This window comes from Alcanivorax sp. DSM 26293 (assembly GCF_900107995.1).
Lineage (GTDB): Bacteria > Pseudomonadota > Gammaproteobacteria > Pseudomonadales > Alcanivoracaceae > Alcanivorax.
Genome location: NZ_FNUM01000008.1, coordinates 169,095 through 190,623, shown reverse-complemented (window position 1 = coordinate 190,623; position 21,529 = coordinate 169,095). Strand labels below are relative to the sequence as shown.

The 21,529-nt window shown below is 60.0% G+C and carries 21 protein-coding genes; 12 read left to right on the top strand and 9 right to left on the bottom strand.

Going from position 1 to position 21,529, the window contains the following annotated elements; genetic code table 11:
- Positions 1-65 precede the first annotated feature (65 nt).
- Positions 66-344: a hypothetical protein gene (locus C4S63_RS14595; RefSeq protein ID WP_062817883.1), complete on the top strand. Its 279-nt coding sequence runs from the start codon at positions 66-68 to the stop codon at positions 342-344.
- A 109-nt stretch (positions 345-453) separates the two neighbouring features.
- Here C4S63_RS14595 and C4S63_RS14590 read toward each other — a convergent pair whose 3' ends face one another.
- The 3 genes from C4S63_RS14590 to C4S63_RS14580 form a co-directional block, all read right to left on the bottom strand.
- Entirely contained in the window at positions 454-1,779 is a 1,326-nt protein-coding gene (locus C4S63_RS14590; protein WP_103918020.1) for a Na+/H+ antiporter family protein, read from the bottom strand.
- A 151-nt stretch (positions 1,780-1,930) separates the two neighbouring features.
- On the bottom strand, positions 1,931-2,431 hold the full coding sequence (locus C4S63_RS14585) for an FxsA family protein (RefSeq protein WP_063509436.1): 501 nt from the start codon (positions 2,429-2,431) through the stop codon (positions 1,931-1,933).
- Positions 2,432-2,488: 57 nt separating this feature from the next.
- The gene (locus tag C4S63_RS14580; RefSeq protein WP_103918019.1) at positions 2,489-3,403 is read right to left on the bottom strand and encodes a LysR family transcriptional regulator; all 915 of its coding nucleotides are present in this window, start codon (positions 3,401-3,403) and stop codon (positions 2,489-2,491) included.
- Positions 3,404-3,499: 96 nt separating this feature from the next.
- Here C4S63_RS14580 and C4S63_RS14575 point away from each other — a divergent pair, with 96 nt between their 5' ends.
- Complete coding sequence (locus C4S63_RS14575; RefSeq protein WP_103918018.1) at positions 3,500-4,417, top strand: sterol desaturase family protein; 918 nt, start codon at positions 3,500-3,502, stop codon at positions 4,415-4,417.
- A gap of 544 nt (positions 4,418-4,961) precedes the next feature.
- Here C4S63_RS14575 and C4S63_RS14570 read toward each other — a convergent pair.
- On the bottom strand, positions 4,962-6,380 hold the full coding sequence (locus tag C4S63_RS14570) for a 3-oxoacyl-ACP reductase (RefSeq protein ID WP_103918017.1): 1,419 nt from the start codon (positions 6,378-6,380) through the stop codon (positions 4,962-4,964).
- A gap of 312 nt (positions 6,381-6,692) precedes the next feature.
- On the opposite strand from C4S63_RS14570, the gene C4S63_RS14565 reads away from it, so the two are divergent.
- The 6 genes from C4S63_RS14565 to C4S63_RS14540 all read left to right on the top strand — a co-directional run bounded on the left by C4S63_RS14565 (position 6,693) and on the right by C4S63_RS14540 (position 11,865).
- Positions 6,693-7,979 (top strand): acetyl-CoA C-acetyltransferase, encoded by a 1,287-nt coding sequence (locus C4S63_RS14565; protein ID WP_062817877.1) that lies wholly within the window; start codon positions 6,693-6,695, stop codon positions 7,977-7,979.
- 174 nt (positions 7,980-8,153) lie between these two features.
- The gene (locus C4S63_RS14560) at positions 8,154-8,462 is read left to right on the top strand and encodes a PepSY domain-containing protein (RefSeq protein WP_062817876.1); all 309 of its coding nucleotides are present in this window, start codon (positions 8,154-8,156) and stop codon (positions 8,460-8,462) included.
- 10 nt (positions 8,463-8,472) lie between these two features.
- Positions 8,473-8,784: a PepSY domain-containing protein gene (locus C4S63_RS14555; RefSeq protein ID WP_062817875.1), complete on the top strand. Its 312-nt coding sequence runs from the start codon at positions 8,473-8,475 to the stop codon at positions 8,782-8,784.
- The gene (locus C4S63_RS14550) at positions 8,784-9,452 is read left to right on the top strand and encodes a response regulator transcription factor (protein WP_062817874.1); all 669 of its coding nucleotides are present in this window, start codon (positions 8,784-8,786) and stop codon (positions 9,450-9,452) included. The genes C4S63_RS14555 and C4S63_RS14550 overlap by 1 nt, the downstream gene beginning before the upstream one ends.
- On the top strand, positions 9,449-10,786 hold the full coding sequence (locus C4S63_RS14545; protein ID WP_103918016.1) for an ATP-binding protein: 1,338 nt from the start codon (positions 9,449-9,451) through the stop codon (positions 10,784-10,786). Before C4S63_RS14550 ends, C4S63_RS14545 begins: the two co-directional genes overlap by 4 nt.
- Before the next feature lie 77 nt (positions 10,787-10,863).
- The gene (locus tag C4S63_RS14540; RefSeq protein WP_103918015.1) at positions 10,864-11,865 is read left to right on the top strand and encodes an alpha/beta fold hydrolase; all 1,002 of its coding nucleotides are present in this window, start codon (positions 10,864-10,866) and stop codon (positions 11,863-11,865) included.
- Between the two features lie 22 nt (positions 11,866-11,887).
- On the opposite strand, the gene C4S63_RS14535 is transcribed toward C4S63_RS14540, so the two are convergent.
- On the bottom strand, positions 11,888-14,017 hold the full coding sequence (locus C4S63_RS14535; RefSeq protein WP_103918014.1) for a molybdopterin-dependent oxidoreductase: 2,130 nt from the start codon (positions 14,015-14,017) through the stop codon (positions 11,888-11,890).
- A gap of 98 nt (positions 14,018-14,115) precedes the next feature.
- Positions 14,116-14,724 carry a TetR/AcrR family transcriptional regulator gene (locus C4S63_RS14530; protein WP_063509164.1) on the bottom strand — a complete coding sequence of 203 codons (609 nt, stop codon included), beginning with the start codon at positions 14,722-14,724 and terminating at the stop codon, positions 14,116-14,118.
- Positions 14,725-14,995: 271 nt separating this feature from the next.
- Here C4S63_RS14530 and C4S63_RS14525 point away from each other — a divergent pair, with 271 nt between their 5' ends.
- Positions 14,996-17,014: an NADPH-dependent 2,4-dienoyl-CoA reductase gene (locus C4S63_RS14525; protein ID WP_103918013.1), complete on the top strand. Its 2,019-nt coding sequence runs from the start codon at positions 14,996-14,998 to the stop codon at positions 17,012-17,014.
- Positions 17,015-17,169: 155 nt separating this feature from the next.
- Here C4S63_RS14525 and C4S63_RS14520 read toward each other — a convergent pair whose 3' ends face one another.
- Complete coding sequence (locus C4S63_RS14520) at positions 17,170-18,423, bottom strand: NADH:flavin oxidoreductase/NADH oxidase family protein (protein ID WP_103918012.1); 1,254 nt, start codon at positions 18,421-18,423, stop codon at positions 17,170-17,172.
- Between the two features lie 99 nt (positions 18,424-18,522).
- Here C4S63_RS14520 and C4S63_RS14515 point away from each other — a divergent pair, with 99 nt between their 5' ends.
- Both C4S63_RS14515 and C4S63_RS14510 read left to right on the top strand, forming a co-directional pair.
- The gene (locus C4S63_RS14515; RefSeq protein ID WP_063531308.1) at positions 18,523-18,858 is read left to right on the top strand and encodes a helix-turn-helix transcriptional regulator; all 336 of its coding nucleotides are present in this window, start codon (positions 18,523-18,525) and stop codon (positions 18,856-18,858) included.
- A 12-nt stretch (positions 18,859-18,870) separates the two neighbouring features.
- The gene (locus C4S63_RS14510; protein WP_062817866.1) at positions 18,871-19,305 is read left to right on the top strand and encodes a hypothetical protein; all 435 of its coding nucleotides are present in this window, start codon (positions 18,871-18,873) and stop codon (positions 19,303-19,305) included.
- Between the two features lie 35 nt (positions 19,306-19,340).
- Here the strand turns inward: C4S63_RS14510 and C4S63_RS14505 are convergent, their stop codons facing one another.
- Together C4S63_RS14505 and purT are read right to left on the bottom strand one after the other, a co-directional pair.
- The gene (locus C4S63_RS14505) at positions 19,341-19,736 is read right to left on the bottom strand and encodes a TM2 domain-containing protein (protein WP_035246668.1); all 396 of its coding nucleotides are present in this window, start codon (positions 19,734-19,736) and stop codon (positions 19,341-19,343) included.
- A 16-nt stretch (positions 19,737-19,752) separates the two neighbouring features.
- Positions 19,753-20,934: a formate-dependent phosphoribosylglycinamide formyltransferase gene (purT, locus tag C4S63_RS14500; RefSeq protein WP_103918011.1), complete on the bottom strand. Its 1,182-nt coding sequence runs from the start codon at positions 20,932-20,934 to the stop codon at positions 19,753-19,755.
- 103 nt (positions 20,935-21,037) lie between these two features.
- On the opposite strand from purT, the gene tadA reads away from it, so the two are divergent.
- Entirely contained in the window at positions 21,038-21,490 is a 453-nt protein-coding gene (gene tadA / locus C4S63_RS14495; RefSeq protein WP_063509160.1) for a tRNA adenosine(34) deaminase TadA, read from the top strand.
- Positions 21,491-21,529: the final 39 nt, after the last annotated feature.

Below are 21,529 nucleotides of genomic sequence, written 5' to 3'. Positions count from 1 at the left end.
ATGGCACCATCCTTGCTTCACCGGGTAGTGGGGCATTCATCAATACATTGAATCGGTGTTAACCAGTGAAAGAATTTCTTCGCAAAGTGTTTTCTCCCATCCTCAATCCGTTTGAGTCCGGCGATGACAACTATGCTTATCGTCCGTCGCACCGGAAAATCCTGATCGTGGTGGGGGCCTTGTTTCTGGTGCTGTCCACCGGGGCGGCAGCGGCAACGGTGGTGGCTGAGTTGTACGGCGGGCTGATCCCGGTGGCGGTTTTCCTGGCAGTGGGGCTGGTGTGTGAAGTGGTCGGTCTGTTGGGGAGCGACAAGGCCGTGGCCCGCATGTGGAAGAGCAAGTAATCACCCCGTTGGAGCCTTGTTCACAAGGCGAAGGGCCAGTGAAAAAGGGATACCCGAAAGAGTCGCCTTGCGAGTAAGGCTCCAACGGTCCAGGTAGCGTGCCCTCTGTTCAAAGAACCATGGCGGCGAGCCAGCCAGCGGCGATCAGCGGCAGGTTGTAATGAAAAAAAGTGGGAATCACCGTGTCGCGGATATGGTCGTGCTGGCCATCAGCGTTTAGACCGGCGGTGGGACCCAGCGTGGAGTCCGAGGCCGGGGAACCGGCGTCACCCAGGGCAGCCGCACTGCCCACCAGGGCGGCGGTGGCCAGTGGTGAGAAACCCAGTGCCAGGCAGAGCGGCACATACAGGGTGGTGATGATGGGGATGGTGGAAAACGACGAGCCAATCCCCAGCGTCACAAACAAGCCGAGCAGTAATAGCAGTGCCGCTGCCACTGGTGGACTTTGCAAACCACTGGTCACACTCTCCACCAGCAATGGCACCTGTCCGCTGGCACCCACCACGGCAGCGTAGCCGTTGGCAGCAATCATGATAAAGCCGATCAGGGACATCATTTTCACGCCCTGGGTAAAGGCGTCCTGGGATTCCCGCCAGGGCACCACGCCCCCCGCTGTAAACACCATAAACCCCACCAGGGCGCCGAGAATGATGGAATCGCTGTAGAGCTGAAGTGCCAGAGCGGCGGCCAGGGCAATGGCGGCGACGATCACATTTCGCAGCGAGAGCGGCGCGTGTTTCTCTTCGCCCGGCAGCGCTACCGGCCGGTAGTCGCGGGGCTTGCGATAACGGATGAAGGCGAGAATCAAGCCCACCACCATGCCGGCAGCGGGCAGCAGCATGGCCAGGGGCAGTTCCCCCTTGGGAATTGCCAGCCCCGCTTTTGCCAGGCTGGGGCCAAGTTGGGTATGCAGGAAAATGCTGCCGAAACCCACCGGCAACACCATATACGGGGTAATCAGCCCGAAGGTGAGCACACAGGCCGCCAGTCGCCGGTCCAGGCGCAGCTGGTGCATCACTTCCAGTAGCGGTGGCACCAGGATCGGGATAAAGGCGATATGAATGGGCACCAGGTTCTGGCTCATGATGGCGGCGGCCAGCAGCACCATGAGTAGCAGCGTGCGAATCAGACGCAGCTGGTCCGGCGCCGGGGTGCGACCGAGCCGGGCAATGATCCGTGCGGCCAGCCATTCGGTAATCCCGGAGCGGGCAATGGCCACCGCAAAGGCCCCCAGCAGGGCATAACTCAGGGCGATATTGGCGCCGCCACCCAGGCCGCCGCCAAAGGCAGACAGGGTGCTTTGCAGATCCAGGCCACTACCCATGCCGGCCACCAGCGCCGCGCAGAGCAGGGCGAGTACCACGTTCATGCGCGCAATGCTCAGGCCCATGAGCAGAATCACGGACCAGACAATGGGGTTGAGAAACAGGCTCATGGCGCCTCCGCCGAACGGGCTGGGTCTGGTAAAGGCGCGGAGTTTAGCAGGGGGAGGGGAGCGCGCGCGAACCGGCTGAACCGCCGACGCACGGGGTTAGATATGCCTCCTCAATAGGCGCCAGGGGATTTTCCCGACGTTGACGCTGTGATTAGCGTTCGTCGGTGCGATGGGCTTCCCCCTCGATGGTTACATTGCCATCGTCCCGGCCGGGGGGCTGCTGAAACGGGTTGGGACCCTGTCGGGTATAACTGCTGTAGGTGAAGCCTCCTCCCTGCATGGTGGTAAAGCCCTGCAGGGTACCTTTCTCGATCACCTTGCGGGCCATGGCACGGCGGGAGCCTGGCAGCAGCAGGGCAAAGCCCACCGCGTCAGTAATGAAGCCGGGGGTGATCAGCAGGGCGCCGCCGAGCAGCAGCATGATCCCTTCCACCATTTCCTGGCCGGGCATGTCGCCTTGCTGCATGCGCTGGTTCAGTCGTACCCAGGTTTCCAGCCCCTGACGACGAAACAGATAGCTGCCCAGCAGGGCAGTAACCACCGTGGCGATGATGGTGATCGGCCAGCCGATCAGGCCGGCGACTTTCGCCAGTACCAGTACTTCCAGCAGGGCAAAAGCGAAGATGAAGAAGAAAATGCGACCGAAACCCATGGGGTGTCCTGTGTCAGAAGTCTGTGTGTTCAAACATGGTGGTAATTGGACAGGGATTCAAGGGACAGGTTCAGTGTCCAGGGAATCGGCCAGTTGCTGACGAAGCCACCGGTGGGCGGGGTCCCCGTCCTGGGCGTCGGGCCATAGCGCATAAATCGGTACCGGGGGAATCGCTACCGGGAACGGCAATATCTGCAATTGCAGCCCATGGGCATAATGGCGAGCCAGACGCTCGGGCACCGTGGCGATCATGTCCGAGCGGGCGGTGACGGCGAGCATGCTGGCAAATTGGGTCACCCGGGCGCCGGTGCGGCGCTGCCAGCCCGGCGCGTTAAGTACCAGATCCAGCGGCAGTCGACGGTGACGCTCCGGCAACACCACGTGTTCCGCCTCCAGGAAGCGCCTTTTACTGCAGCGACCGCGAAATTGCGGGTGACCCTGCCGGGCAACCACCACCAGATTTTCTTCCAGCAGGACGTGCCGACGTAGCCGGCTGTCTTCCGGCACAAATGCATCCACGGCCAGGTCCGCATGGGCCTTGTGCAGGGTGTCCGCCATGTTGTCACCGACCGGCGCCACTTCCAGCATTACGTCCGGTGCGTGCTGGCGGATCCGTTGCAGTAAGGGCGGAAGCAGTACCATCTCGAAATAATCAGTGCTGAGCAGGCGGAAATGCCGTTGGCTGGTGGCAGGGTCAAAGCGATTGCGCGGATCCAGAACGTCGCGCAGGGAGGCCAGTTGGGGCGCCAGATGCTGATGCAGTTCCCGGGCACGGGGAGTGGGCAACATGCCCTGGCGAGTCCGCACAAACAGCTCGTCGCCCAAGGTATGACGCAACCGTTGCAGCGCCGCGCTGATCGCTGGCTGGCTCATGCCAAGCTGTTCTGCCGCCCGGGACAGCTGCCCTGCCTCCATGATGGCGTGGAATACTGGCAGCAGGTTCAGGTCGACACTGCGTAAATTCAGTTTCATGGATATTACTTATATCAAATATCAATTAGGAAAAGGAATACCCGGTGTCTATTTTCAACGGTGTGCGCAACAACATGCTTGAACCGGAGAATAACAATGGACCAGCAACTCACTACCTTTGTGACAGTTTTTATTGTTCTCGCCGCGATCTGGGAAGTCCTCGCCGGACGGACCCGCGACGGAAAAAAGACCCGTCAGGACTGGAAGGTCGCCTTCCTGGCCACCCTGATGATGGTGGTCGTGCAACGGCCCCTGGTACTACTGCTGCTGACCTTGGGGCTGTCCGGCCTGTTTCCTGGCAGTGCGGGCTCCCTGGCCTGGCTTGAAGAGCAGTATTTCTGGCCGACCCTGATCGTCTTCTTCTGCATCGAAGAATTTATCCATGGCTCCTTCCACCTGTTTGCCCACAGCCGCCGACCGAAGAACCGGCTGCTGCAATGGGTGCAGGCGTTCTACAAGATGAGCCATCGCCCCCACCACCTGGCAGGCGGCCAGGACAACAAGGGGCAATTGTCTGTGACCCAGACCTTTGTGAACGGCTGGGCCTGGTGGCTGATCATGCCCAACTACACCTTCCAGCTGGTGTGCCTGTATCTGGGGCTGGTAGAGGTGTTTCTGATCGGAACCGCCATCAAGGGCATCTGGGCGGCCCAGACCCATGTGAACTGGAACTGGGATCTGTATTTCCATAACCACCGGTGGGCCTGGGTGCGCAAGACCATGTGGGCACTGGCCCATGTGCTGACCTTCCCGACCCAGCATCACCATCATCATTCCCGTGGCCCCAATTCCGCCAGGAACGTGACCTCCACGCTGGCCATTTACGACTGGCTGATTTTCGGCACCCTGGCCATCGAGAAGGAGAAACCCGCGATGTATGGCTGGCGGCAGAATGATGACGAAGCCAGCAGTGTGTTGAAGCGTTATTTCTTCTGGGATGTGCGTCAGTACATGCCGGGCGGAGCGGCGAAAGCGAAAAAGAAACGCGAAGACAAACTGGCGAAAGCGGCCTGAGTGCCGCCGCGCTGATCACACCGTGTTTCGTTGCGGGAGAGCACGGGATCTTTCAGGCCCTGCCGGGGTAGACCTGGCAGGGCTTTTTATAAAGCAGTAGCGAGTGACGAGGAGCGAGTTGCGAAAAGATAAAACCGGGGACCGGATGCGCCAGGGTTTCCGTGGCGGCATTTACTACAGCCTATCTATGAAACCGCTGTAGGAACAGAGCGCAGCGAAGTAACGCATGCAGTACAGTGCGGCCCGAAAGGTGAGCGTAGCGAATAGTCCTCTTGAGGGGCGAACTGAGTGTGAACGCGGAAATCATCCGAAGGATGATCAGGCGCTTCAAGGCTCGGCAGCTTTTAGAAAAGAGTGCGGGGACGGATGTGTCTGCCGCCTCGCTTCGCTCGGTTCGCCCCTCAAGAGGAGCTCCTACAGCGGCTATCGTTGATAGATTGGGAGTACAACCCACAAACAAAAGAGCCGCACCTTGCGGCGCGGCTCTTTTGTCGATCATGTGGCGAAAGCCTCAAACCGTGTTGCAGCTTGAGGCTTGCAGCTGTTACGCACCCAGCAGCATCTGGCCACACACACGCACCACGTTGCCGGTCAGACCCTGAGAGGCCGGGCTGGCAAAGAAGGCGATGGTTTCAGCCACGTCTACCGGCTGGCCGCCCTGGTTCATGGCGTTCATGCGACGGCCCGCTTCACGGATGGTGAAGGGTATAGCGGCGGTCATCTGGGTTTCGATGAAGCCCGGGGCCACGGCATTGATGGTGATGCCTTTCTCGGCGTACTCGTCCTTGTAGGCATCGATCATGCCGATCACGGCTGCCTTGGAAGCGCCGTAGTTGGTCTGGCCCAGGTTACCGGCGATACCGGCGATGGAGCTGATGGAGATGATGCGTCCACCTTCACCCATGCCGCCGTCAGCCAGCAGTTTTTCGTTGATGCGCAGCTGGCTGGCGATGTTGATGTTCAGCACCATGTCCCAGAATTTCTCCGGCATGTTGCCCAGCATCTTGTCACGGGTGACGCCGGCATTGTGCACAACCACGTCGTAGCCGCCGATGGCCTTCGCCTTGGCAGCGATGGTGGCCGGTGCGTCGTCAGCGGTGATGTCCAGTTCCAGGGTATCTCCACCGATCTGCTCGGCCACCTGGTTCAGGTCATCAGCCATGGGCGGGATATCCAGCACGGTCACGGTGGCGCCGTCGCGGGCCAGGACTTCGGCAATGGCCGCACCGATACCGCGGGAACCGCCGGTGACCAGCGCTTTTTTGCCCGCCAGCGGCTTGTCCCAGTCAAACTTGGTCGCCTTGAAGCCGGCTTCGGAAACACGAACCACCTGGCCGGACACGTAGGCGGATTTCGGCGACAGGAAGAAGTGCAGGGGAGACGCCAATTGTGCTTCAGCACCTTCGTCTACGTACACCAGCTGGGCGGTGGCGCCTTTCTTGATTTCCTTGCCCACAGAGCGGGTGAAACCTTCCAGGGCGCGCTGGGCCACACGGGTGGCGCCGGTCTGTTTTTCCGGAGTGCGGCCAATGACCACAACGCGGGCACATTTTTCCAGCTTGCGAATTACCGGGTGGAAGAATTCCCACAGGGCTTTCAGCTCATCCGGGTTCTGGATACCGGTGGCATCGAATACCAGGCCCTTGAACTTGGCATCGTCTTCGCGGTTGGCGGTGTAGTTGTCCGCGCTCACGCCCAGCTTGCCGGCTTTCTTCTGCAGCTCGGTGGCGTTGCCGGTGTTGGCCAGCACGGCGACCTGTGCTTCCGGTGCCCCTTTCAATGTCGCGAGGACGGTATCGATACCGGTGGAACCGTTGGCGGCGCCCACCAGTACGCGGCCCTTGATGAAAGAAGCCTGGCCCGGCTGCCAGCGATCGAGAATCACCGGGATGGGGAGATTGATTGCGCCAAACAGCGCCTTGCCCATAGAGGAATTGGCAATCGCCTGATAGGTATCGCTCATGATCCTGTCCTTTGCCATCAGAAGATGAATGTGTCTGGCTACATTAGTGCAACCAGAGCGAGTTTAAAGATGTGCCAGGGAAAGAACGGCCAAAATCAGACTTCTTTCGTAGGGCATGGGAATCAGCCCTGTCGCACACTGGCGCGTATTGAATCACTGCAATGTGGCAGGTGTATTGACCGGCGCCGGGAGTCAAACAGGCGTTTGAGCCAATGAGGCCGTGCCGGTTGCGGGTAGACTGCGCCCATTCGAGTGAATACTGTAGCGTTTTCACGCTGTCGTTGCTCACCGCCATCTTTAGAGGACATGACTATGCTGGCAGGTAAAGCCGTACGTAAGGTTGCCATTATCGGCGGTAACCGTATCCCGTTTGCCCGTTCCAACTCTGCGTATATTGATACCAGCAACCAGGAAATGCTGACTGCTGCTATCGACGGTCTGGTGGATCGTTTCAAGTTGCACGGCGAGAAGATCGACGAAGTGGCTGCCGGTGCAGTAATGAAGCACGCCCGGGATTTCAACCTGGTGCGCGAATCCGTACTGGGCTCCAAGCTGGCCCCGGAAACCCCGGCCTATGACCTGCAGCAAGCCTGCGGCACCGGTCTGGAAGCCGCCATCCTGGTGGCCAACAAGATTGCGCTGGGTCAGATCGATTGCGCCATCGCCGGTGGTGTGGACACCACCTCTGACGCGCCGCTGGGTGTGAACGAGGAAGCCCGCAAGGTGTTCATGGCGCTGAACCGTGCCAAGACCAACGGCGAACGCGCCAAGCTGGGCCTGAAGCTGCTCAATCCGAAATCCCTGATGCCCGACATCCCCAAGAACGGCGAGCCCCGTACCGGCCTGTCCATGGGTGAGCACCAGGCGATCACCGCCAAAGAGTGGGGCATTGCCCGGGAAGACCAGGACGAGCTGGCGTGGAAATCCCACCAGAACCTGGCCAAGTCCTATGAAGATGGCTGGCAGGATGACCTGATCAGCCCGTTCAAGGGCCTGGAGCGCGACAACAACATGCGCGGTGACTCCACCCTGGAAAAACTGGCTACCCTGAAGCCTTGCTTCGGTGGCCCGGACGGCACCATGACCCCGGCCAACTCCACCCCGCTGACCGACGGTGCGTCCACAGTACTGCTGGCCACCGAAGAGTGGGCCAAAGAGCGTGGCCTGCCGGTACTGGCCTACCTGACCATCGGTGAAGCCGCTGCCGTCGACTTCATCGGCAAGAAAGAAGGCCTGCTGATGGCACCGGCCTACGCTGTGCCGAGCATGCTGGACAAGCTGGACCTGACCCTGCAGGACTTCGATTTCTACGAAATCCACGAAGCCTTCGCGTCCCAGGTACTGTCTACCCTGAAAGCCTGGGAAGACGAGACCTTCTGCAAAGAGCGTCTGGGTCGCAAGAAGGCGCTGGGCAGCATCGACCGCAGCAAACTGAACGTGAAAGGCTCCTCCCTGGCAGCCGGCCACCCGTTCGCTGCCACCGGTGGCCGTATCATCGCCAACGCGGCCAAGCTGCTGAACGAAAAAGGCTCCGGCCGCGCACTGATCTCCGTGTGTGCTGCTGGCGGTCAGGGCGTGGTAGCGATTCTCGAGAAATAATCGCTGGCATGACGCAAAAAACCGGCCTTCGGGCCGGTTTTTTTATGCCTGAAATATCCGCTGCCCACGGATTCATGCTGGTTTCAGGTAGCGTTCAGGGTAAATTCAGGTTGTGCTCTTAGAGTGTTTCCTATCCCCACAGGGACCCAAACCCAACAGGAAAGGAGCAACACCATGAGATTTTCCCGAACCCCTCTGATTGCCGCCCTGCTCGGCGTGGCCGCCGCCGGTACCGTTCATGCGGATGATGTACCCCACCAGCAAGTGCCACAGTTAGTGAAAGACGGCACAATCCAGTCCCTGGAGACGCTGGACAAGGTGGCCATGGATACGCATCCCGACGCACAGATCACCGACACCGATCTGGAAAACGAATACGGTCGCTACATCTATCAGGTGGAGCTCCGTGATGGCCAGGGCCAGGAATGGGATGTGGACATTGATGCCAGTACCGGCGATGTGCTGAAGGATGAACGGGACTGAAATTGTGACAATGTCGAAACGGGTCAGCAGGGCGGGGTTACTCGCCCTGCTTGGCCTGTTTTCCAGTTCGTCGATTGCGGACGATGTCAGCCACGAAGAAGCTCTGCGTCTTCGGGAGCAGGGCGTGGTGCTGCCGTTTGAAACTGTACTGGATGCTATCCTTGGCCGTTATCCGGAGGCTCGCTTGCTGGAAGTGGAGCTGGAACGGGATGACGGTATCCTGATTTATGAAATCGAGTTGTTGACCCGTGACAGGGTGGTGCGCGAACTGGAAATCGATGCCCGTGACGGGGCCTGGCTGGATGATGAGCGAGACGATTGATGCGGCTGATGTTGGTGGAAGACAGCGTATCCCTGGCCGATCAGTTGATCCCCATGTTGCGCGAACACGGCTATGCGGTGGATTGGCTGGCTGATGGTCGAGATGCCGTTATCAGGGCCCATGATGATCCCTTCGATCTGGTGATTCTGGATCTGGGGCTACCCGGTATGGATGGCCTGCAGGTTCTGCGGCAGTGGCGAGCAGAGGGGCTCGGTGTGCCGGTGTTGATTCTCACCGCCCGGGACAGTTGGTCGGAAAAAATCGAGGGGCTGCAGCTGGGCGCCGACGATTACCTGACCAAACCGTTCCATCCGGATGAATTACTGCTGCGGGTGCAGGCCCTGTTGCGGCGTAGCCACGGCAACGTCAATGATGCCGGTTTGCGTGTGGGGAGCCTGACACTGGATGAGCAGCGCCAGAGTGTCTGGCAGGGTGAGCAGGAAATGACGCTTACCGGGGCCGAGTTCCGCATGTTGCGATATTTCATGCACAACCCGGGTCGGTTGTTATCCAAGGGGCAGCTGGCCTCCCACCTGTATGACAACGAAAGTGACCGGGATTCCAATGTACTGGAAGTGCACGTGAATCGCCTGCGCCGCAAACTCGGCAAGGATGTGATCGAAACCCGCCGGGGGCAGGGCTATGTCTTTATCGGGGGGCAGGGATGACCTCCATCGGCCGTCGCCTGGGTATCAGCCTGTTCGTCAGCTTGCTGCTGGCGGGGCTGTTGATTAGCCAGGGGGCGCTGTGGTGGCTGGAGCGAGAACAACGTGACTCGCTCAGCGCCTCGCTGCGTGACGATGCGGCCGGGGTGCTCACCGCCATTGGCCGGGACCGGAATGATGTGCTGACGCTGGACCCGACGCGACTGCATCCGGCTTACCGGCGGCCTCTCTCCGGACGTTATTTCGTGGTGCTGGTGGATGACAGCCGCTGGCGCTCCCGGTCACTGTGGGATGCCACGCTGTCCATGCCGGAGTCCCCCGGCATGGACCCGATGCTGCAGCCCGGGCCGGGCGGTCAGCAGTTACTGCGTTACCGCGGTGAATACCGGATGAACGATCAGCCGGTGACCATCGTTGTGGCCCAGGATTACACCCCGGTGATGACCGCGTACGCCCGCACCCGCACCGCTGTGCTGATTGCCTGGCTGGTGGTGCTGCTGGTGTTGGCAGGGGTGCAACAGTGGTTGTTGCGCCGGGGGCTGTCACCGTTGCGGCAAGCCCGCAAGGAGATCGAACAGCTTCGCGGTGGCCAGCGCAATACGCTCAATGAAAACGTGGCGCTGGAGTTGCACCCGCTGGTGGTGGAAATCAACCGTCTGCAACGGCATACCGAACAACAGCTGCAGCGCTCCCGCCATGGGCTGGGGGATCTGGGGCATGCGCTGAAAACCCCGCTGGCGGTGTTGAAAAATCGCTGCAATGAACAACTGAAAACCGCGGATCCTGCCCTCCATGCATTGCTGCAAGAGCAGCTGGATCAGATGGAAGCGACGATCCGCCGGGCGCTGGGACGGGCCCGCGTGGCGGCGGGGGTAACGGCCGGCAACCGGTTTTGTCCGGCTGATCATGTGCCCCTGCTCGTCACGACGCTGGAGCGGGCTCATCACCGTTCCCTGCAAGTGACGGTAGAAGGGGACCAGCTGACCGCTCTGCCACTGGAGCGGGACGATATGCTGGAAGTGCTGGGCAATCTGCTGGATAACGCGTTCAAATGGGCAAAAAGCCACATTCGCCTGACACTGGATCAAGGTGACGGACAGCTGTGCCTGTGTGTGGAGGATGATGGTCCGGGGATTGCCTCTGAGCGTCGCCAGCAGGTCCTGCAGCGGGGTCAGAGGCTGGACGAACGCACACCGGGGGATGGCCTTGGGCTGGCCATTGTCAGCGATACCGTGGCGGCTTATGGCGGCGATCTGTCCCTGGGGGAAAGCCCGCTGGGGGGCTTGCAGGTGGTGGTGCGGCTACCGCTTCTGCTTGGTGGACGCCAGCCATCGTGATCACCGGCAGGGAACCTGGCCAGGGTGAGCGCACTCGGACCATAAACCCCTGACAACGCCTGAGTAAGGAGAGCCCCATGAAAGAACAGCGGTTGTGGCTGGTGCTGCTGGGACTGTTACTGGCCGGACGACTGGTCGCGGCACCGGTTTCTCTTGATGCCCGTCTGACGGATTTCGCCTATCCCTTCCCGGTGCAGATGTTGAGTCTGGAGGATCAGCAACAGGATCTGGAGATGGCCTACATGGATGTGGCGCCGAAACAGGGCAATGGAAAAACAGTCCTGCTTTTGCACGGCAAGAATTTTTCCGGTGCGTACTGGCAAGACACCATGACGGCCTTGTTGGCCGAAGGGTATCGGGTGGTAGCGCCGGACCAGATCGGGTTTGGCAAGTCATCGAAACCGGCGCATTTTCAATACAGCTTCCAGACCCTCGCCGACCAGACCCGCCGTCTGCTGGATACCCTGAAGGTGGACCGTGTCACAGTGGTGGGGCACTCCATGGGGGGCATGCTGGCCACCCGCTTTGCGTTGATGTTTCCGGATCGCAGCGATGCACTGGTGCTGGTTAATCCCATTGGCCTGGAAGACTGGCAGCGCAAGCAGGTGCCATGGCAGTCCGTGGACGCCTGGTATCAGGGAGAAATGAACAAGAACCCGGAGAAGGTCAAAGCCTACATGACCCGCAGCTATTTTGATGGTCAGTGGAAAAAGACCTATGACCCCCTGCTCACCCTGCAGCAGGGGTGGATGCGTGGTCCGGATTACCGGCGCATTGCATGGAATTCCGCATTGCACTACGACATGATCTACAGCCAGCCGGTGGTGCATGATTTCGATCGGCTGACCCTGCCCACATTACTGATTATCGGTACCCGTGATCGAACCGCACTGGGACGTAACCGGGCTCCGGAAGCGCAAAGGGATCAGCTGGGCCGTTATGATCGCCTGGGCAAGGAGGCAGCCAGTCGCATTCCTCATGCGGCCCTGGTGGAGATGGACGGCATTGGCCATGTGCCTCAGTACGAGGCGTTTGATGATTATATCGCCGCGCTCAAGGCCTTTCTGAACAGGCACTGACAGCGGTTGCCTTGCACGGGTTTCAGGCGAACTTGCCTGCGGCTTTGATGGTTACCGGTATGCCACTCATGAATGCCTGGTTGCTCAGCTTTTCGAAGCTGCCCGGACCGTGGGGCAGCAGGGCATTGATATTCACCCCCGGGTAGCGATTGGCCACGGTCAGCCCCGGGGTTTTCTGATTCCCCCAGCCATGGGTCATGGCTACCACGCCGGGCCGCAGGGAGTCATCCCCGCGGGCCTGCGCCATCACTTCCCCGTACTCGTTTTTGAGGATCAAATGGTCGCCATCAGCCAGTCCCAGTGAGGCCATGTCCTGGGGGTTCATGTGCAAGGGATTATGGTCATGCTGACCCCGTTTCAGGTTGGCCACATTCTGGTACCAGCTGTTGTGCATGTAGTTGGTCCGCAGAGTGATCAACCGGAATGGCGGGGCAGTGTGTTTGAGGGCATCGAACTGTTGCCGCGCCAGGGTAATGGCTTCGGCAAACAGGGGCGGACAGCAGTCCACCCGTTTGTCGTCGGTCTGCACGAAGTCCCTGTAGAGGCGGCCAATGGGCTGGGTGTCGAGAACCACGGTACCGGAGGGGGCCTGCTTCAGGGTCGCCACGTCCAGCTGGTGTCGGGACATCATATGTTCCAGTCGCCCGAAGGGGTTGGCCGGGGTCTGCTCCAGCAGAGGAGCGCTTAAGCCCATGCGTTGCAGTAGCCGGGACAGGATCCACCATTCTTCCTTGCGTTGATGGGCTGGCGGCACCACGGCATCGGTGTATTGCACATGGGGGCGGTACTGCATGCCCAAGCCGCAGATATTGATGTCCGGTCGCTCCAGCATATCTGCGGAGGGTAGCAGAAAGTGGGCGTACTCCCCGGTGGCGTTGCGAAACAGGTCGATGACAACAAGCAGGTCCAGTTTTTCCAGGGCCTGGCGCCAGCGATCCTCGCCGCCCACGCTGAGCAGGGGGTTGCCGGCAATCACCACCAGGGCCCGCACAGGGTTGTCGTCATCCAGGATCATGTCCGGCAGCAGGTTGCTGGGCAGGGCGCCCCGGATATGCCGTAGCTCGCCGTATCGGGTGGAGAAGAACAGGCTGTCGTCAGGCCGGGCACGGCCCGCTTTGGCGGCCGGGTAGAAGCCCTCGCTGTAGAAATTCCCCCCTTCCCTGTCCAGGTTGCCGGTGACGAAGCTCAGCATCTGCAGGAGCCAGTAGCAGAGGGTGCCCTGTCGACCCATGTTGACGCCGGTGGACATGTGCACCGAGGCACGCTTGGCCGCGCTGAAGGTATCCGCCAGGGCACGGATATCTCCAGCGCTGAGCCCCACCACATCGGCCACGCTGTCGGCGGAATAGGGCGCGATCACCTCACGCAGTTCATCCACGTGATTGCCATGGTCGCGCAGCACGGCTTGGTTGAAACGACCCAGCGCATCAATCTCGTGGAGCAGGGCGGCCATGAGATAGAAGTCGGTGTCCGGCAGAATCTGTATCACCTCGCCGGTCTTCGGGCTGGCGGATTCGATCCTGCGTGGGTTGATGTAAAAGACACGGGCGCCCCGTTGGCAGGCCGCGCGAATTTTGGCCATGGGATCGGCAATGGAAATAAAGCTCATGTGTGAGACTTTGGGGTTTTCGCCGAAGATCAGCAGGCAGTCCGTATTGTCGATATCCGGTAACGGGTGCAGGGTGCTGGTGCCGAAAACGGCTTCGCCGGCAGCAAACTTGTTGGAGCAGTCCTGGGTGCCGGAGTTGAAGATACGGCGGCTGCCGATACCCATGAAAAACTCACCGATACCCTGGCTGCCAAGGGCATTGAAGGCGGTGGGGTTGCCGATATATCCGCCGATGGCATCCGCACCATACTGGTCGCGGATCTGTGCAAGCTGATCTCCGACAGCGGCGATAGCGCTATCCCAGTCTTGCTGATGCCATTGCCCTTCACCGGGCTGCCGGGAGCCCTCACGTTGCAGGGGGTAGTCCAGGCGATCCGGATCCTGGTGAATGGCCAGGTAATTGACGCCCTTGTGACAGGCGAACCCCTGACTGACAGGATGGTTCCTGTCGGGTTGCAGGCGCTGGACAATGTTGTCTTCCACCTGGGCCACCAGGCCACAGGAGGGTTCGCAGACGCGACAGAACGTGGCTATTGTTTTCATGGCTCGGGTCTTTTGTCTCTCCCTTTCTCTCAGGCTAGCCCGAAGTGGTGGAGCAGTCCTATGACCCGAATACCCAGTGAGTCGTTATTGGCGGTGTATCAGTCGTTTTTCACCGGTTTGAGGGCGGCCATGATCAACGCCACGGCCTGTTGGCTCACCGCTTCCATGTCGTCCCGGTTCACATAGATGCCATCGATGACCAGGCGGCAGAGCCCGTGAATGGTGGCCCAGCTGGCCTGGGCAACCCGTAGCGGATCCGTGTCAGCGGGAAGTCGGCCCTGAAGCTGGCTGCCCAGCCGCTCGGCATAGTGGCGGAAACTGCGGTAGGCCACCGCTTTCAGTTCGTCGGTGGGGTCTCCGCTCTTCCAGATTGTGCGACCAAACATCAGTTCATACTGTTCCGGGTGTTCGGTTGCAAAACGCAGGTACTCGCTGACAAAGTGCTGAATCCGTTCCCGGGAGCCGTCACCCTGCAATTGCCGGGCGATCATCTCATCCAGCTGGCTGAAGGCCTGGGTGGCCAGGGCGCAGAGCAGGGCATTCTTGTCACGAAAGTGATGGTAGGGTGCGGTGCGGGAGACGCCGGCCCGTTCTGCCAGTTTGCGCAGGGAGAGACCATCAATGCCGTCCTCGTCCAGCAAGCGGTTGGCTTCCCGGAGCAGTGTGGAATGCAGGTCGCCGTGGTGGTAGCGGGCGGGTCGTGACATGGGTAATCCGGTTGCAAGTTGAAAGTGGCAAGTTACCACGCCCGGTAAAGCAGGCGGCAGACGATCCGCCGGTTACGCGAACTAGCGGGTTTCAGCGCGGCCAGGGTGGTGCAGATTATGGCCACACAGATGCCGCGTTGAAACGTTCAACGTGTCACTTGCCAGGGTAGTTTCAGGAATAATCTTGACAGTGTCAAAATAAGCCATTAACTTGACGCCGTCCAGATAATTAACGCGTAGCCATCCTTGGTGACGATACGGAGCATACACCATGACAGCCGACCGCTATTCCAACCTGCTTTCCCCCCTGGATCTGGGCCACACCCAGCTCAAGAACCGGGTGATTATGGGGTCCATGCATACCGGACTGGAAGACCGTTTCTGGCAGTTTCCCAAGCTGGCAGCCTATTTTGCCGAGCGTGCCCGCGGTGGCGTTGGCCTTATTGTCACTGGTGGTTTCAACCCGAACAAGAAGGGCTGGTTTTATCCGTTCTCCGGGCTGTTCAACAGCCGCTTTGATGTGATGAACCACCGTAAGGTCACCGATGCGGTACATCGGGAAGGGGGCAAGATTGCCCTGCAGGTGCTTCATGCCGGCCGTTACAGTTACCACCCGTTCTCCCGCTCTGCTTCTGCCATCAAGAGCCCGATCAATCCGTTCAAGCCCAAGGCCATGTCCACCAAAGAGGTGGAGCAGACGGTGAAGGATTTTGCCCACACGGCCTACCTGGCCAAGAAGGCCGGTTACGATGGCGTGGAAATCATGGGCTCCGAAGGCTACCTGATTAACCAGTTCACTGCGCCGCGTACCAACAAGCGCAAGGACAAGTACGGCGGCAATGCGGAAAACCGCCGCCGTTTCCCGGTGGAAATCGTGCGCGAAACCCGCAAACGCTGTGGTGATGATTTCATCATCATGTTCCGCATGTCGGTGATTGATCTGGTCCCGGAAGGGTCCACCCGTGAGGAAGTGCTGGATCTGGCCAGGGAGCTGGAAGCGGCCGGCGCCAGTCTGCTGAATTCCGGTATCGGCTGGCACGAAGCCCGTGTGCCCACCATCGTTACCTCCGTGCCACGGGCGGCCTTCGTGGAGGCCACCCGCCAGGTGAAGGACGTGGTTTCCATTCCGGTGGTCGCGTCCAACCGCATCAACGATCCGGATGTGGCGGAAGAGATTCTCAAGAGCGGCCAGGCGGATGCCGTGTCCATGGCCCGCCAGTTGCTGGCGGACCCGGAGTTCGTGAAGAAGACCGAGCAGGGCAAAGCGGACGAGATCAATACCTGTATCGCCTGTAACCAGGCCTGTCTGGACCACACTTTCCAGCTCAAGCGGGCGTCCTGTCTGGTTAACCCCCGAGCCTGTCACGAAACCGAGCTGCTCTACCTGCGCACTGCCAAGCCGAAGAAGGTGGCGGTGGTGGGTGCCGGCCCGGCGGGATTGTCCTGTGCCACGGTGGCGGCAGAGCGGGGCCATGATGTGACCCTGTTTGATCAGGCCGGCGAAATCGGTGGCCAGTTCAACATGGCCAAGGTGATCCCCGGCAAGGAAGAATTCCACAACACCATCCGTTACTTCGGCAAGCGGATCGAAAACACCGGCGTCACCCTGAAGCTTAATACGCGAGTGGACGTGGCCGATCTGCAGGCCCAGGGCTTTGACGAAATCGTTATTGCTACCGGGGTGCTGCCGCGCACCCCGGGCATTCCCGGTATTGATCATCCCAAGGTGCTTTCCTACGTGGATGTCCTGCGTGGCAAGGCCCAGGTGGGCGAAAAAGTGGCGGTGATTGGTGCCGGTGGTATCGGCTTTGACGTGTCCGAGTTCCTGGCCGAACATCCCCGCGAGGGTGAGCAGCCTTTGCCGGAGTGGATGAAGGAATGGGGCGTGGACATGAACAGCGATGCTCCGGGTGGGCTGGTGGAGCCGGAGGTGGAAAAACCGGCACGACAGATCACTCTGCTGCAACGCAAGCCAACCTCACTGGGCAAGGACCTGGGCAAGACATCCGGATGGGTACACCGTGCCACCCTGAAATCCCGCAATGTGGAAATGCTCAAGGGCTGTAGCTACGAGAAAATCGATGATGCTGGCCTGCATATCAAGATTGGCGAGGAAAGCCGGGTGCTGGACGTGGATCACGTGGTGATCTGTGCCGGTCAGGAATCCCTGCGCGAGCTGTATCAGGAAGACGCGAAAAACTTCCACCTGATCGGCGGCGCTGACCTGGCTGCAGAGCTCGACGCCAAGCGTGCTATTCGTCAGGGCGCAGAAGTGGCTGCTGCGTTGTAAAGACAGTTGAAAGTGTAAAGTTCAAAGTTGAAACGCGGGAAGGTTCCGCCTGTCCCTGAAAAGCAAGAGGCCGCGCTTATCGTTAAGCGCGGCCTCTTGCGTTTAAGTTACAACACACCTATCGCGCGTTGTAACTTTCAACTTTGAACTTTCAACTAATTATTTGCCCGCAACCGACGGGTCTTGAAGCTGCCAATCCCCATCTCGGTGACTACCTTGAACAGCGACAGCAGGACGCTCTCATCCGGTTTCGGGTCCTTTCCCTTGCCCATGCGATGCAGCTGACGGGAGAACCAGGACACTTCCATCATGGCCATTTCGTCGATCATCTTGATACCGGTCTTGCGCGGCGTGACGCGGCTGATGACTCCTTCCTGGCCGGCGAGAATGCGGTTGGCCAGATCCGGTTCCACGGCCAAGGGGCGGGCAATACCGACCAGGTCGGTGGCGCCGCTTTCCACCGCTTGCGCCATGGCCTGGGCTGAGCGGAAGCCGCCGGTGACCATCAGCGGTATGGAAACCCGCTGGCGAATGGCCTGGGCGTAGTCAAGGAAGTAGGCTTCCCGCTTCACCGTGCTTTCGCGCACACCTCTGGCGCCGGCCATGGCCGGGTTTTCATAGTTACCCCCGGAGATTTCCAGCAGATCCAGCCCTTCGGCGGCCAGGGTTTCGGCCACGGTCATGGATTCTTCTTCGGTGAAACCACCACGCTGAAAATCTGCAGAGTTGAGTTTGATGCTCACCGGGTAATCCGGGCCAACGGCGTCGCGGATAGCGCGATAGATTTCCAGCGGGAAACGCATACGGTTTTCCAGGGAGCCGCCCCATTTGTCGTTACGACGGTTATGGTGGCCGGACAGGAACTGGCTGACCAGATATCCGTGGGCGCCATGGATTTGGACACCGGTAAAGCCGGCCTCTTTTGCCAGTGCCGCGCTGGTGGCAAAGCGCCGGATGATATCGAAAATCTCGTCTTCGTTGAGCGCCCGTGGCGTTTTGAAAGCGCTCTTGAGTTCCTTGCCGAAGGGCACCGCGGAAGGCGCCAGGGTATCGCCGCTGGCGAGCATGCGCGGGATCTGTTTGCCCGGGTGGTTCAGTTGCACCCAGATATCATTGCCCTGGCTCTGGCCCGCATCCGCCCAGCGTTTCAGCAGGGTCATGTCGCGCTTGTCTTCCAGCACCACGTTTCGGGGCTCACCGGTGTGGTTGCGGTCGACCATGATATTGCCGGTAATCAGCAACCCGGTGCCGCCCTGGGCCCAGCGACCGTAGAGTCGCTCCAGCGCCGGGGTCACATGATTATCGATGGTTCCCAGCGCTTCGCTCATGGCGGATTTGGCGAAGCGATTCTTCAGCGTTATTCCGCAGGGCAGGGCCAGTGATTGCCCGAGAGTGTCCGCGTGGCTCACGATTGTCCTCCAACGACCTGTTACGGTCAGCAGCTGTATAGTTTGATGATGGTCAAACTATAAGTTAGTTTTATACCCGTCAAACTGTTTTGTGGGGAGGTGCCGGTTTTGGCACGGAAAGACATATCGGAGAGCTCGGCGGAGCAGTTGGCAGCGGCCTTTCGGGCCCTGTCCAATCCTAACCGCTTGCGAATCTACCAGGTGATTCTGGAGCATTGCCGCGCCCATGGTCATGCGGATCTGGCGAAAGTGCCGGCGGGTTGTGCCTTCGGGGACTTCATGCAGCGTCTCAATATCGGTGCCCCTACGGTATCCCACCATGTGCGTGAACTGGCGGAAGCCGGGCTTATCCGGGTGGAAAGGGAAGGGCGGCGGCGCTATTGCCATACCCGGCCGCACATGCAGGCGACCCTGGCCCGTTTTTTTGAATTATAAGGAGAGAGCGCAATGACAGCAGACCAGTGGGCCTTGTGGGGCTGCGGCATTTACTTTCTGACCGGCCTGCTGACCGGGGTGTGGAAGTACTGGCAGGTGGCTACCAGTGAAAAGGGGCGTGCCCATTACTACGTGGATGTGGCGCACCGGGCCAGCCTGATGTACGCCTTTGCCTGTCTGGTGCTGGAGCGGTTTGCGTTGCTTAGCGTCTGGGACGACTGGATCAATACGTTGGCCGTCCTGGCGAGCCTGCTGTTCTTCGGCCTGGCCATTGGCAGTTATATTCTCCACGGTTTTCTGCAGGACACCCGTAACCAGTTGCAACGGCCCCACCGGCTGGGCGGCGGCAGTGTGCCGGAGTTGGCCATGTCCACATTCATGGTGTCGTTGATCGTGGCCGAGGTGGGTGGTTTCGCGGTGTTGTTTGCCGGGTTTGTGATGCGTTGAGGCCACGCCCGCGATGGGCGTGGCGTATGCCGGGTTCAGGCCAGGCGGTTTTTCTCGGTGATCTGGCCGTTCAGGGTCCAGAAATCGTAGAGAATGCCCAGCCCGAACAGGCCGGCGGTGAGCAGGTAAATGATGCCGGTGATTACCTTGCCCATGTAGAAGCGGTGAATGCCGAAGATGCCCAGGAAGGTAAGCAGAACCCAGCCGATGTTGTAGTCGATACTACCGGGTTCGTAGCGTTCGTCGGCGGCATCATCCATTCCCGGGATCAGGAACAGATCGATAATCCAGCCGATGAAAAACAGCCCCAGCGTAAAAAACCAGATGGTGCCGGTGATCTGGCGACCGTAGTAAAACCGGTGGGCGCCCATAAAGCCGAAAATCCACAGCAGATAGCCGATGACCTTGCTGTGCGTATCCTGATTCTGCATGGCGATTAACCTCGTTTTATAGATCGACTTTCAGTGCGGCACTGGCGGCATTCGCCTTGTCACGCGCTTCCTGGATGGATTCACCACGGGCCAGGGCAACACCCAGGCGGCGGCTGCCCTTCACCTCCGGTTTGCCGAACAGGCGCACTTCGGTTTCCGGTTGGGCCAGGGCCTGGTCCAGCCCACGGTAACGCATCTGGTTGGAGTCGCCTTGCACCAGCAGTACCGAAGAGGCGCTGGGCCCCCGTTGTTCGATGTCAGGGACTGGCAGTCCGAGAATGGCGCGGGCATGCAGGGCGAACTCGGACAGGTTCTGTGAAAGCAGGGTTACCAGGCCGGTGTCATGGGGGCGCGGTGACACTTCGCTGAAATACACCTGGTCGCCCTTGATAAACAGCTCCACGCCGAAAATGCCCAGGCCGCCCAGTGCCTCGGTGATGGCACCCGCCACTTCCTGGGAGGCTTGCAGCGCCTTGTCGCTCATGGGCTGGGGTTGCCAGGATTCCTGATAATCGCCATTTTCCTGACGGTGACCGATGGGGGAGCAGTAGGTGGTGCCATCCCGGTGGCGCACGGTAAGCAGGGTGATTTCGTAATCGAAGTCCACAAAGCCCTCAACGATCACCCGCCCCTGACCGGCGCGTCCTCCGGACTGGGCATAGTCCCAGGCGGACTGGATGTCAGTTTCGGTTTTCACGGTGCTCTGGCCCTTGCCGGAGGAACTCATCACCGGTTTGACCACGCAGGGCAGACCTATCTCGGCAACAGCCTGCTGGTATTCCTCCAGGCTTTCCGCAAAGCGGTAAGGGGAGGTGGGCAGTGACAATTCTTCTGCTGCCAGGCGGCGAATGCCTTCGCGGTTCATGGTCAGTCTTGCAGCCCGGGCAGTGGGCACCACGGTAAAGCCTTCGCTTTCCAGTTGAACCAGTTCGTCGGTGGCGATGGCTTCGATTTCCGGCACGATCAGTGCCGGCTTTTCCTGTTCGACCAACTGGCGCAGGGCGGCACCATCGAGCATGTTGATGACATGACGACGCTGGGCCACCTGCATGGCCGGGGCATGATCGTAGCGGTCCACGGCGATCACTTCGCAGCCATAACGAATCAGTTCGATGGCCACTTCCCGGCCCAGTTCGCCGCTGCCCAGCAGCATGACGCGGGTGGCGGTGTCGGTAAAAGGCGTTCCGATGGATGTCATAACAGCTCTCAATGCGATTGATGGCATGATTGTAACGAAATGGGGTGCTGGTGCTAGGGCCGGCTGCGACATACCATGGCCCCGCATTGATCAGGATAGAACCATGAACGACGAAATCTGGATGCAGCGGGCGCTGGAACTGGCCCGGCAGGCTGCCGAGGCAGGCGAAGTGCCGGTGGGGGCCGTGCTGGTCCGTGATCAGCAGGTGCTGGGCGAGGGCTACAATCAACCCATCATCGCCCATGATCCCTCCGCCCATGCGGAAGTGGTGGCGCTACGTGCTGCTGCACGTGCCGAGCAGAATTACCGCTTACCGGGAAGCACGCTGTACGTGACCCTTGAGCCCTGCACCATGTGTTTTGGTGCCATGGTTCATGCCCGTGTAGCTCGTCTGGTCTATGCAGCCAAAGAGCCCCGAGCCGGGGTCTGTGAGAGTCAATTGCAGTTGCCGCAGGTGGACTTCTATAACCACAAGCTGCTGGTGGAAGGCGGGCTGCTGGCGGCGGAGAGTGCGGCCATGCTGAAGGCGTTTTTCGCGGCTCGCCGCAAGGGTTGAGATGGTGGGTAGGGTGCACTGAGCCTAAGGCGAACTGCA

What these genes read in the sequence shown, in the direction of transcription:
- C4S63_RS14590 (WP_103918020.1), bottom strand. Translation starts at nt 1,779, where the DNA reads ATGAGCCTGTTTCTCAACCCCATTGTCTGGTCCGTGATTCTGCTCATG.
- C4S63_RS14585 (WP_063509436.1), bottom strand. Translation starts at nt 2,431, where the DNA reads ATGGGTTTCGGTCGCATTTTCTTCTTCATCTTCGCTTTTGCCCTGCTG.
- C4S63_RS14580 (WP_103918019.1), bottom strand. Translation starts at nt 3,403, where the DNA reads ATGAAACTGAATTTACGCAGTGTCGACCTGAACCTGCTGCCAGTATTC.
- C4S63_RS14575 (WP_103918018.1), top strand. Translation starts at nt 3,500, where the DNA reads ATGGACCAGCAACTCACTACCTTTGTGACAGTTTTTATTGTTCTCGCC.
- C4S63_RS14570 (WP_103918017.1), bottom strand. Translation starts at nt 6,380, where the DNA reads ATGAGCGATACCTATCAGGCGATTGCCAATTCCTCTATGGGCAAGGCG.
- C4S63_RS14565 (WP_062817877.1), top strand. Translation starts at nt 6,693, where the DNA reads ATGCTGGCAGGTAAAGCCGTACGTAAGGTTGCCATTATCGGCGGTAAC.
- C4S63_RS14560 (WP_062817876.1), top strand. Translation starts at nt 8,154, where the DNA reads ATGAGATTTTCCCGAACCCCTCTGATTGCCGCCCTGCTCGGCGTGGCC.
- C4S63_RS14555 (WP_062817875.1), top strand. Translation starts at nt 8,473, where the DNA reads ATGTCGAAACGGGTCAGCAGGGCGGGGTTACTCGCCCTGCTTGGCCTG.
- C4S63_RS14550 (WP_062817874.1), top strand. Translation starts at nt 8,784, where the DNA reads ATGCGGCTGATGTTGGTGGAAGACAGCGTATCCCTGGCCGATCAGTTG.
- C4S63_RS14545 (WP_103918016.1), top strand. Translation starts at nt 9,449, where the DNA reads ATGACCTCCATCGGCCGTCGCCTGGGTATCAGCCTGTTCGTCAGCTTG.
- C4S63_RS14540 (WP_103918015.1), top strand. Translation starts at nt 10,864, where the DNA reads ATGAAAGAACAGCGGTTGTGGCTGGTGCTGCTGGGACTGTTACTGGCC.
- C4S63_RS14535 (WP_103918014.1), bottom strand. Translation starts at nt 14,017, where the DNA reads ATGAAAACAATAGCCACGTTCTGTCGCGTCTGCGAACCCTCCTGTGGC.
- C4S63_RS14530 (WP_063509164.1), bottom strand. Translation starts at nt 14,724, where the DNA reads ATGTCACGACCCGCCCGCTACCACCACGGCGACCTGCATTCCACACTG.
- C4S63_RS14525 (WP_103918013.1), top strand. Translation starts at nt 14,996, where the DNA reads ATGACAGCCGACCGCTATTCCAACCTGCTTTCCCCCCTGGATCTGGGC.
- C4S63_RS14510 (WP_062817866.1), top strand. Translation starts at nt 18,871, where the DNA reads ATGACAGCAGACCAGTGGGCCTTGTGGGGCTGCGGCATTTACTTTCTG.
- C4S63_RS14505 (WP_035246668.1), bottom strand. Translation starts at nt 19,736, where the DNA reads ATGCAGAATCAGGATACGCACAGCAAGGTCATCGGCTATCTGCTGTGG.
- purT (WP_103918011.1), bottom strand. Translation starts at nt 20,934, where the DNA reads ATGACATCCATCGGAACGCCTTTTACCGACACCGCCACCCGCGTCATG.
- tadA (WP_063509160.1), top strand. Translation starts at nt 21,038, where the DNA reads ATGAACGACGAAATCTGGATGCAGCGGGCGCTGGAACTGGCCCGGCAG.